Origin of the sequence: Methylobacterium sp. Leaf87, from assembly GCF_001422775.1 — a bacterium.
Classification (GTDB): domain Bacteria; phylum Pseudomonadota; class Alphaproteobacteria; order Rhizobiales; family Beijerinckiaceae; genus Methylobacterium.
In genome coordinates this window covers 1-9,021 of sequence record NZ_LMMI01000043.1, presented here as the reverse complement: position 1 = coordinate 9,021, position 9,021 = coordinate 1, and the positions used below count along the sequence as shown (strand labels likewise).

Here is a 9,021-nt window from a genome sequence, read left to right as displayed (position 1 = left end):
CAACGATCTCCTCGGGCTTCGGGTGCTTTGCCATCTTGTCCGTCCTCCAGGCTTAAAAGCCATACCAAAGGGCGGACCACTTCAATGGGGGCGGACCACAGCCCTCGGCCGTGAGGCGGGCAAGTTGCCCGTCAAGATCCTGGTCGATAGTCGAAACGCGGGCATATCCAATGTGGGCCATGGGCTGTCACCTCAGGGTGGTAGGCCCACGGTACAAACCACAGTACCAATAGCCGCCGTCAACGCCCCTTTAAGTCGGATTCGCCCGTGAGCAACAGCCTGCGCCTGCCCCGTATCCTCGAAGCCGCCTTTGAAGCCGATCTCATCGCAGGGCCGCTTACTCCGCTTCTCACTTTGGTTCAGCAGGACCGGGACCTTATCGCAGAAATCAGAACCGACATCCTCGATGTTTATTGCAAGGGTCAGCGCCTGGTCAGTGTGAAGCGCCTGCGTGAAGGCTATCGCCTGCTGTCGCACGAGAAGTTCTGGGGCACACAGGGCCTCGACGTGCGGGTGACAGAACAGGTCGCTGCCTTCTGCGAGACTGAGGTACCGCACATCAAACAGCGCATCGCCCTGCACGCGGCGCGCGGCAAGGAGATCGAGTTCGAGCAGCTTCTCGTGCGGGTGAACAACCGTGAGAGCTTGAACTCCGACTACATCGCCGTCGATCGGCAGGGCATCGCCGAGGAGGGCAAGGGGCGCACCGACGTGGTCGGCGTCTACTGGCCCGGCGACCGCCGCATCACGAGTGACGCGTTGGCGCCTGCGCTGATCGAGGTCAAGTACGGGCTCGGCGGCGGTGTCGAGGGCGTGGCCGCTCAGCTGTCTCGCTACTTCGAGGATCTGCGTGGCACCCTGCCGACCTTCGCCTGCGAGCTTCAAAGCCAACTCCGGCAAAAGGCACGGCTCGGGCTTCTGAACGGTCTGAGCGAACTGGCACAGGCCAAGATTCAGCGGCTTCCCGTCTCGGACCGCATCGAGGATGTGCGCGCCGTGGTCGCCCTCGTGGACTACAACCCGCGTGCCGGGCGTCTCGACCTCGGCGCGCTTCGGGCACTGCCCTTTGCCGACCAGATCGACCTGTTCCACCTTGGCTTTGGCCTGTGGCGGACCAACTCAGCCTTCCGTGCCGAACCACAGGTCGCCGCCAGTGAAGGCTGGATTGACGCGGTTCGAGGCGGCCGGTTCGACGCGATCCCGAACCCCTTCCACTGGAACGACTCCATCGAGCTGATGGACCTGCTCAACGGCTACGAAGTTGCGGAAGAGATCGGCATTACGAAGCTCAGCGCCTTCGCCAACGCGAAGCTCTCGCACGCTACTGCAACTGGCCACTGGCCTGGAACAGCCTTCGAATTGTGGCTGTGCCTCTTCTTCGAACATCGACGGGCACGACACTCGGGCGAGCCGGAAGAGTATGCCGAGGGCCCGCACCCGGTGCGCGACGCCCTCTGCCAAAGCCTGCGGGACGCTCTGCAGAGGCTCTCAGATCACGAACGATCCGATCTCACCGGCTGGCTTGCCAAACATCGCGCGGCCAGGGCTGAGGAATAGCTCGGCCGTCAGACCGGCCACCATTCGCCATCACCGCAACGCACGACGCTTGATCCGAAATGGTCTGCAAACTGGTCACCCGCGAAAGTGTGGACCGGCACGAGCGCCTGCGGCTGCACCGCCTCCACAAGCCGCTTGAGATCATCAACGCTGGCATGGCCGGAGGTGTGTATTACTTCGAGGCCGACCCCGCGTGCGGCCAACTCGGCGCGGAGCTTTGCCCCTGACCCCGCCTCGTCTTTGAGGTAGCCCTCCCACTGAGACCAGATCACTCGCGCGGTCGGCCACACGTCGGGGCTGAGCACATCCACGTCGCGCAGCATGGCGGGCCGAAACAGCATCACGGCATGTGGCGCAAGCGCGCTCAGCCCCTCCGGGTAGATGCGGTAAGGTTTGTAGGGCGCGAGCAGGTCGAAGCGCTCGCTGCGCGCGATCTGGCGGCGCTGGTACTGGGGCACGTAGACCGCGAGGTTGGACCAGCCGGGTGCCGGGATGTTCGGGTTGCCTGTCGCCCGTAGGACTTCGAGCGCGTAGAGATCCAACACCAGAGTTCGGCCGGTGCGCTTGGCTGCCCGGTAGATTGAGACGACGCGATCAATGTTCTGGGCCGACGCACACACCCCGACGAAGCCCGGTGCACGCAGGCGCTCGACGAAGCGTTCCTCGATCTCACTTTCCGCTGGAAAGCTCTGCCCTGGAATCAGTCGGCCAAGGCTCGACCCCTCCATCAGCATGGCATCGACGGCCAGGGGGGGCTGGCGCAGCAGGCGCTCGAACAGTGCGCCCTTCCGTCCATGTGCACGCAGGTCGCCGGAGTAGAACAACCGGCGTCCACCTGCCTCGATCAAGAGCGCGTAGGCATCGTAGGCCGAGTGGTCCACGAGGTAGGGGGTAATCCGGAACGGCCCGATGGTGATGGGCACTCGGTCCGCGAGCGTGGGGCCGTCGTACCGCTCACCAAACTGAACCGGTATCGACCGGGGTACGAAGGGGGCTGCGGCGCGCAGAATGCGCCGGGTGGCGGCACCGGCTACGACCGGCACGAGCGATCCAGCATGGGGTATCAGCCCCCAATGATCGGCGTGGCTGTGGGAGAGTACGATGGCGTGTAGACTCGGGTCGACGTCATTCAGCCCGGAAACGGCGGGCAGCAGCAATGCCGGGTCGAGGGTGGGGTCGGCATCGAGGGGAAGGCCGAGGTCGAGCAAGATGCGCTCGCTCCCGCATTCGAGTTCGACGCAGGTACCGCCGATCTCCCTCGTGCCCCGATGCACGCAGGCGCGGAGCCCCTCAGCCTCGGTGGCGGGGTTAGTAGGATCTGCGAAAGGTTCGGGGTAGCGTTTCACGGTCAAGCTCTAGCACAAGGCCGTGACTGTGGACCATGCCAACACCGCCCCCGGCGCCATCGACCCAGCAGCTTACGTCGAGCTCTTCGAGGACCGCCGGGCCGCTCCTAAGGCAATCTCAGGCATTTGCGGGCGGGTCGTGCGGGGTCGAGCCGATGCCGACTTCAGCATGCTGTCTTTCGCGAGCGAGCGGCGACTAGCTTGGGTAACTGGACCGGATGGGCTACGCAACATGATTGGCCGAAGCGGGGCGGAAATTGTGCTCGGCATCGGCAAGGATCGCGCATGGCTGCGGGAGAAGCTTGCAGAGGGAATGCGCTGGCGGCTGGTCGTGCTGCCGCAAGCCGAATGCACCCGCGCCGATTGGGCAGGCATCTTCGCCCTCATCGAGGCCATCTACCCCGAGGTTGCTCGAAAACTCCTGCCATGGCGTGAGGACCTGCAAAATCCGGCCCTGACCCTGAGCATGCCGCCTTCGCTGATCAGCGGCGTAGTGAAGGACGATCCGGCTCATTCCGAGCACATGGGCCTCGCACGCTATGCGGCCAGCGACGACACGGCCGAGAATGCCCGGCTCTTCCTTTGGCACACACTTGGTCTCAATCAGCACTTCAAGGGTGACGGCTGGGCGACCGACCCGCTGACGGGCGAGCGCGTCGAGGAGTACCTGACAGCCAACGTGCCGCTGAGGGGTATTGTCGGGCATCGAGTGATCGCGCTTGACGTGGAGACGTGAAATGGTGGCCGACCCAAAACAGGTCGGCGCACCTCGCTGTAACGTCGAGCTTTAGGCTTCGAGCCGCCGGGCGTCACATGGGCGAAACCGAACCATGATGTGACGCAAAGTAGGCCGTCCGCCGTGACGCTACACCAGGGTATACCCTGATGTTTCAGATATAGAATTGAAATGCGCCATCCAAAATAGATGAATCCTCATAAGTCGATTTCTACAATAATATAATTATTATTACAAGCCTTGTTCAAGAACCGGAATAATACAAGCCTTAATCTGGTTCGAACGCATTGCTTCAAGGCTACTTTGTAATAAATGAGCAAAATTTTCCTGTTGATACGAAATTCTTACGATTTTGCCTGCATCAAAGGCAGGGATGGAGCACATTCCGACGTCAGCTTCCGTAACCTCTAGACATATTCCCCTCCAGCATTCATCATGCCAGCCGGGATAGAGAATTTTAAATTTGGACAGCAAAGATGCTGCTAGTTTTGAAGTAACGGGCTCCGTCGGCGTCAGAAGATAAACAATTATGATGCCTGCATTACTTTCCGGAATATGCCTGAAATTCTCTTCAACAATGGTGTTATCAATTGTGACCAATGGTGACTCACCCAGAAGCAGTTCCGGGAGCATCTGGTGATCTTTCTTGCCTTTTAAGTGAGCAGGATACCGTTCAGCAACGCATTTCGCCTGCTCGTTACAAGCTCTGACCACTCGCTTATCATCGAAGCATTCGTCAAAAACAAACGACGCCATCATCGCCCATGCGGCTTATTCATCAGCATTGCCAATCCGTTCAAAAGGTTTCTGATTTGATCTGCACTTAGATCAAAATTCTCGGCAATTTCATCTGGACCACGAGTCTCAGACAACTCGGCAAGTAGCTGAGCAATTGTAAAACGAGTGCCCTTTAATACAGGAACCCCTCCCCGAACAGAGCGATCGATATCGACTGTGTCCTTCAGTATATCCAGTCCTTGAGCGCGGCTTTCAATGAACCACTCTGCGGATCGAAGAAACGAACGCCGTGGGTAGAGAGCTCGGTCACCAACCCATACGCGGTCTTGCAAGGTCAGTCCTGGATCTGAGGGCTCATACGCAATACGACTTTTTTCTCTAGAGGGTATGTCGTCAGCGATAAAATCAAAACTATCGGTCGGTTTCATCGCCCAGCGCCTCTATTGACCACTTGTCTTTGAATGTTCTTTCCAAAGTTTTTGACTTCAACAATGCGCGGTCGCAAGCTTCACGTAGTTCAACAAGATCGGCGTTATCCAGTGAAAGATGAATGCTTTTTGTTGCTACGCCCTCAAAATATTTTACAGAAAGCTCATGCGTTATTACAAGATCAGCAATCTCGGACGCATCGGGAGTAAAAATGGGCCTGATGTCAGTTGTAATTTCAGCGCCCTGATACAGGCGCTCCCGTAGGTATGCCAGTCTTTGAGCCTTTATACTCAGAGAAACTGGATTGCTCCTGTCATATTTTGAAGCGGCTTTTTCTAACCGCTCCCGGCTGGTTAAAAACTTTTTTCCAAGCTCCTCGGGTAATCCAGAATGCAGGATCTCAATAGCATTGCCAACGGAACCATTCTTCTCAGACAGCAAGAGAATATTCTGCAATACATTGAATATTGATCTTGCGTCATCCTCTTCCAGCCCGGCGGCCTCTCCAACGGCCCTGAAGACTTTATTTACATCTGCAGACACAGCTTGATGCTCCGCAGCATCCATGACGCTGGGAAGCTTATCTATCTGATCTACAAGAATGCCGATTTCTTGAAGGGCTACATCTCGTAGTTTAATTTTTGTTCGACTCGATGATTTGGCCATGTCTGCCGTAGATGTGGTGGAAATGCGAGCGCGGGAAGTGTGTTCGGCTCAGGGGCACCCCAAACCAATCCCACGTTAGCACAGCTCCCGCATTTCTGCGAGAATGCTCCTGAGGTCCATCCTGCTGATCTGCATCGGCGTCGTTCCTTCCCGCCCCTGAGCAAACGGCTCAGGCTGCCACGCACCCGCGGCTGGTCTGCGACGAGTTCGTGCGAGCGGTAACCCAGCCGCGCCATTGCGAGCAAAGGCCATGCTAGCCTCACATGACGGTCCCTATGACCCTAAAAGCGTAGGGGAAGCCAAAATTGCTGCCATGTTTGACCATGGGCAACGGCTCAGACCGCGCATGCCTTTGAATGAGGCCCTTGCCCAAGCCAGTTGAATATGCGGCAATGAAACGGCAACGATTGGCCATGAACAAACGCGCATTTTCGAGCCAAACGGGGCCAGTTTCATCTACTCTGCATACGTACAAGCGCAGCAGCGACGCGCTCATAACGGTCTGGTTGCAGGTTCGAGTCCTGCCGGGCCCACCACTATTTCCCCTCTGTAGAGCCTCGAAAGCCGCCTCGCCGGCGGGGCCTTCCAGGGGCTACCGGAACCGAAACCGGAACCGCAAACGTGTTTCGACCCCACTCGGAGGCTCTCCGGCGGGGTGGTTGGCGACGCGGGATCCGGTGCTCGGGGCCTCGGCCGTGACGGTCGCATGGAGAGCGTCCTCCCCCGCGGCGACAGCTCCAAGGTCCATGTCCGGTTAACCGAACCTTCCCCGGCCCAGACCCCCGTTAGGGTTCGGGCAACGCGGCCCGCCGATCCTGCCTCCGACGCAACCGCACGGAAGCCGACGATGCCCACCGACCTCCCCACCGTCCCGTACCCCGACGACGCCACCTTCCGGAGGATCGGCAAGCGCGTCTTCGTCGCCCTGACCGAGGAGGACAGGGCCACGCTGAAGGAGTCCATCGAGGGGGCGATCCGGGCCGCCAGGATCTTCGACAGCGTTTCGGAGGACGTGCCTCTCAACGTTCCCGACGGTGACCCGCACGACGACTGGCTATCCGCCCTCAGCAGTGCGGAGTGCTGGGACGGCTGCGACGGGCCCGTCGACGACGCTGTCATGCTTGACGTCTGCCGAACCCTCGGCAGGGCGAAGACCCGAAGGAAGATCTGCACGAGCAGTTGGGACCGGCTCGTCGGAGGTGGGTTCGGGGAGGAGGCTCGCGAGCGGATCCAGAAGCTCTACGCAAACATCCCGCTCGGTTCGAGCGTGCGCTGGCTCTAGCGGGGCGCCTCCCTGGCCCGGCGCTCGGGCCCGAGCTTCCTCGCGAGGTCTGCCGGCCGCTGGGCCCGCACGAAGCCCCGGCTGACCTGGCCCGACACGGTGGCGATCTCCTCCATGGCGTCGGCCAGGGCCCGGCGCAGGGCGTCCCGAGCGTCGCCGCCGGAGGCTTCCATGTACTCGCGTTCCAAGGCGTCCAAGGTCGTCTCCGCTGATTCTTTTATGAGAACATAATGAGAACATTTTGGCGGGGGAGTCGATCCCCAGATGAGTTGTTTTGGTTCCGCGCCAGACCGTCGCTGGTACCGGCTTGGCCTCGTCCAGGAACTCGCCCATAACCGTCCATGCTGAGGTGGTGGGGTCAGGATGCTGTTCGGGTTCCTTCGACGCCGGCGTGAAGCGCGAGATACGACGTCGGCCCGCGAACGTATGATGCGGGAGGTCACCGCCGCCCACGAGAAGGTTGAGATGCTGGTACGAGCGCAGACGCGAATGCTCGACTTCTTCGATTCCTATGACGTTAGTCAGCTGTACGACGAGGAATATTTCCGCCTATACCTGTACGGTGCCTACGATGCCGCTATCATGGCCTACGGCCCGACCATCCGCTCCAAGATCGGGCTGCCCCTCATTCGCGTCGGATTGACGAAGTACCTCGCCGAGGAGCTCACCGACGGTGATAGGGAGGACGCCGAGAGAGGCGCGGACGCGATCGTCCAGGAATGCCTTGGCCTCCCTGACCTGGCGACTAACCGTGCTGTCCTTGAGGGGGGCGCGGAGGGGCTTGGAATCATCGGCGGAAAAAACGTTTCCGACGGTCGGCTACTCCGCCGTTTTGGAGGAGAACATGAACCTGCGGGTCAGAGACAGGTCGACGGTTTCGTTGCATTCGTCGCCAAGGACGAGACGAGGCTTCGGGCGCTTCGAGCGCGATAGCTGAAGGCACACCATGCTCCGCTATAACGTCGCAATTCTGGCCGCCCTGGCGTCGTTCGTTGCGGCGGAACCATGCCGATCGCAAAGCCTGGAGGAGAGCGTCCTGACGCTGCATCGATCCGGAGCTGCACCAGGCATCCGGCAGGATGGCCCCGGGGTCGTCGTGGCCAGCGACATCAACGTGGAGGCCCGGGTCGTCGACGCCGCTGAATGCAGCGTTCGGATCACGGATCGGAACCGGCCCGCATCCAAGACGATCCGTGGCGAGTGGGATGACAAGCCCGCCACGCCAAGCCCGAACACGGACGGGCTCTATCGGGAGCTCTACCTCGGCCGCGTCGTCGCCCAGGACATCAAGAAGGTTCCGCAGGTCCTCGGCACGCGGAACGGCGTGGTCGTCGAGCAGATAGTCGACGGCAAGTGGCGGCTGGCCGGGAGCCCCGGCGACGACCTCTGGTGCATCTTCTGGCCGGACGGGCGGAAGTCCTGTTCCGACAACATCGAGTTCGAGCGCATGTCCGTCGTCCGCAATCTCCCTGACCAGGAGGAGCGGACGAAGCGCGTCGACCGGGCGCTCGTTCACCTCTACGGCGACCTGTGCAAGGGCGCACAGAAGCGCGTGCCGTTCTAGGCACAGACCCCCATTGCGATCTCTATGTACGTCGCCTTCGTCCGGGCCCGCAGGTCCTGGTGCTCGTGGGAGAGCTCTACCCCGGCGAGACGGCCCGGTGAGCCCAGTGGGTGCTCCCAGAACTCGCCGGGGTTCCGACGCAACTTCCGCCCGTGTGCCAGCCACTCGGCCCGCATCGCCGGCGGCCGGAGGGCCCAATGCCGCCTCCGGGGTTTTCGCGCGAACGATCTCCTCAAGGAGACCGACATGCCCCGATCAGCCCGCTTCGCGCCCTTCAGCCTCAACGCCACCCGGCCCCATGCCACGCCGCCGGAGATCGTCGGCCGCCGTCGGATGGATCCGCTGGACCGATGCAAGGCGTGTAGGCACCATACGGTGGTGAAGGGCCCGACCCCGGGCGGGGAGATCGTGGGCATCGACCTGTGTTGGTACTACCGGACGGAGCTCCTCATCCCGCTGGCGTCCACCAGGCCATGCCCGTTGTTCCAGGTCCCGTGACTGAGTAGGGGCCAAGCCCTCCTGCGGCTCGCTCCGTTCGGCCTCTCGAATTGGGGGGGGCATACGCCAGCCGGGGCTATTCCCCTCAACCCCTGTCGGGGTCCTCCTGGTCCGCCCCCATTGAAGTGGTCCGCCCTTTGGTATGGCTTTTAAGCCTGGAGGACGGACAAGATGGCAAAGCACCCGAAGCCCGAGGAGATCGTTG

11 protein-coding genes and 1 pseudogene are annotated in these 9,021 nt (G+C 60.9%); 6 read left to right on the top strand and 6 right to left on the bottom strand.

Annotation, left to right across the window (positions count from 1 at the left end; translation table 11 throughout):
- Window positions 1-94 precede the first annotated feature (94 nt).
- Window positions 95-181 (bottom strand): annotated as a pseudogene (locus tag ASF22_RS24990) (recombinase family protein); the annotation flags it as partial.
- A gap of 86 nt (window positions 182-267) precedes the next feature.
- Between ASF22_RS24990 and ASF22_RS16565 the strand changes: the two are divergent.
- Window positions 268-1,557 (top strand): hypothetical protein, encoded by a 1,290-nt coding sequence (locus tag ASF22_RS16565; protein WP_056266413.1) that lies wholly within the window; start codon window positions 268-270, stop codon window positions 1,555-1,557.
- Window positions 1,558-1,565: 8 nt separating this feature from the next.
- On the opposite strand, the gene ASF22_RS16560 is transcribed toward ASF22_RS16565, so the two are convergent.
- Window positions 1,566-2,831, bottom strand: coding sequence for an MBL fold metallo-hydrolase (locus ASF22_RS16560; protein ID WP_244474324.1), 1,266 nt, complete (start codon window positions 2,829-2,831; stop codon window positions 1,566-1,568).
- A gap of 304 nt (window positions 2,832-3,135) precedes the next feature.
- Between ASF22_RS16560 and ASF22_RS16555 the strand changes: the two genes are divergently transcribed.
- The gene (locus tag ASF22_RS16555) at window positions 3,136-3,639 is read left to right on the top strand and encodes a hypothetical protein (RefSeq protein ID WP_156647828.1); all 504 of its coding nucleotides are present in this window, start codon (window positions 3,136-3,138) and stop codon (window positions 3,637-3,639) included.
- Between the two features lie 231 nt (window positions 3,640-3,870).
- Here the strand turns inward: ASF22_RS16555 and ASF22_RS24095 are convergent, their stop codons facing one another.
- From ASF22_RS24095 to ASF22_RS24090, 3 genes are read right to left on the bottom strand one after another with little or no spacing between them, the layout of a single operon-like run.
- Window positions 3,871-4,398: a hypothetical protein gene (locus ASF22_RS24095; RefSeq protein ID WP_156647827.1), complete on the bottom strand. Its 528-nt coding sequence runs from the start codon at window positions 4,396-4,398 to the stop codon at window positions 3,871-3,873.
- Window positions 4,395-4,805 carry a DUF433 domain-containing protein gene (locus tag ASF22_RS23320; RefSeq protein ID WP_082483776.1) on the bottom strand — a complete coding sequence of 137 codons (411 nt, stop codon included), beginning with the start codon at window positions 4,803-4,805 and terminating at the stop codon, window positions 4,395-4,397. Before ASF22_RS23320 ends, ASF22_RS24095 begins: the two co-directional genes overlap by 4 nt.
- Window positions 4,789-5,472, bottom strand: a complete 684-nt coding sequence (locus ASF22_RS24090) for a hypothetical protein (RefSeq protein WP_156647826.1) — start codon at window positions 5,470-5,472, stop codon at window positions 4,789-4,791. The genes ASF22_RS23320 and ASF22_RS24090 overlap by 17 nt, the downstream gene beginning before the upstream one ends.
- Window positions 5,473-6,319: 847 nt before the next feature.
- On the opposite strand from ASF22_RS24090, the gene ASF22_RS16550 reads away from it, so the two are divergent.
- Window positions 6,320-6,754 (top strand): hypothetical protein, encoded by a 435-nt coding sequence (locus tag ASF22_RS16550; protein ID WP_056266404.1) that lies wholly within the window; start codon window positions 6,320-6,322, stop codon window positions 6,752-6,754.
- Here ASF22_RS16550 and ASF22_RS16545 read toward each other — a convergent pair.
- Entirely contained in the window at window positions 6,751-6,951 is a 201-nt protein-coding gene (locus tag ASF22_RS16545) for a hypothetical protein (RefSeq protein WP_348271156.1), read from the bottom strand. The genes ASF22_RS16550 and ASF22_RS16545 overlap by 4 nt on opposite strands.
- Window positions 6,952-7,183: 232 nt before the next feature.
- Between ASF22_RS16545 and ASF22_RS16540 the strand changes: the two genes are divergently transcribed.
- From ASF22_RS16540 to ASF22_RS16525, 3 genes are all read left to right on the top strand, one after another.
- Window positions 7,184-7,687: a hypothetical protein gene (locus ASF22_RS16540; protein WP_056266401.1), complete on the top strand. Its 504-nt coding sequence runs from the start codon at window positions 7,184-7,186 to the stop codon at window positions 7,685-7,687.
- Between the two features lie 163 nt (window positions 7,688-7,850).
- The gene (locus tag ASF22_RS16535; protein WP_156647825.1) at window positions 7,851-8,318 is read left to right on the top strand and encodes a hypothetical protein; all 468 of its coding nucleotides are present in this window, start codon (window positions 7,851-7,853) and stop codon (window positions 8,316-8,318) included.
- A 246-nt stretch (window positions 8,319-8,564) separates the two neighbouring features.
- Entirely contained in the window at window positions 8,565-8,816 is a 252-nt protein-coding gene (locus ASF22_RS16525) for a hypothetical protein (RefSeq protein ID WP_056266392.1), read from the top strand.
- Window positions 8,817-9,021: the final 205 nt, after the last annotated feature.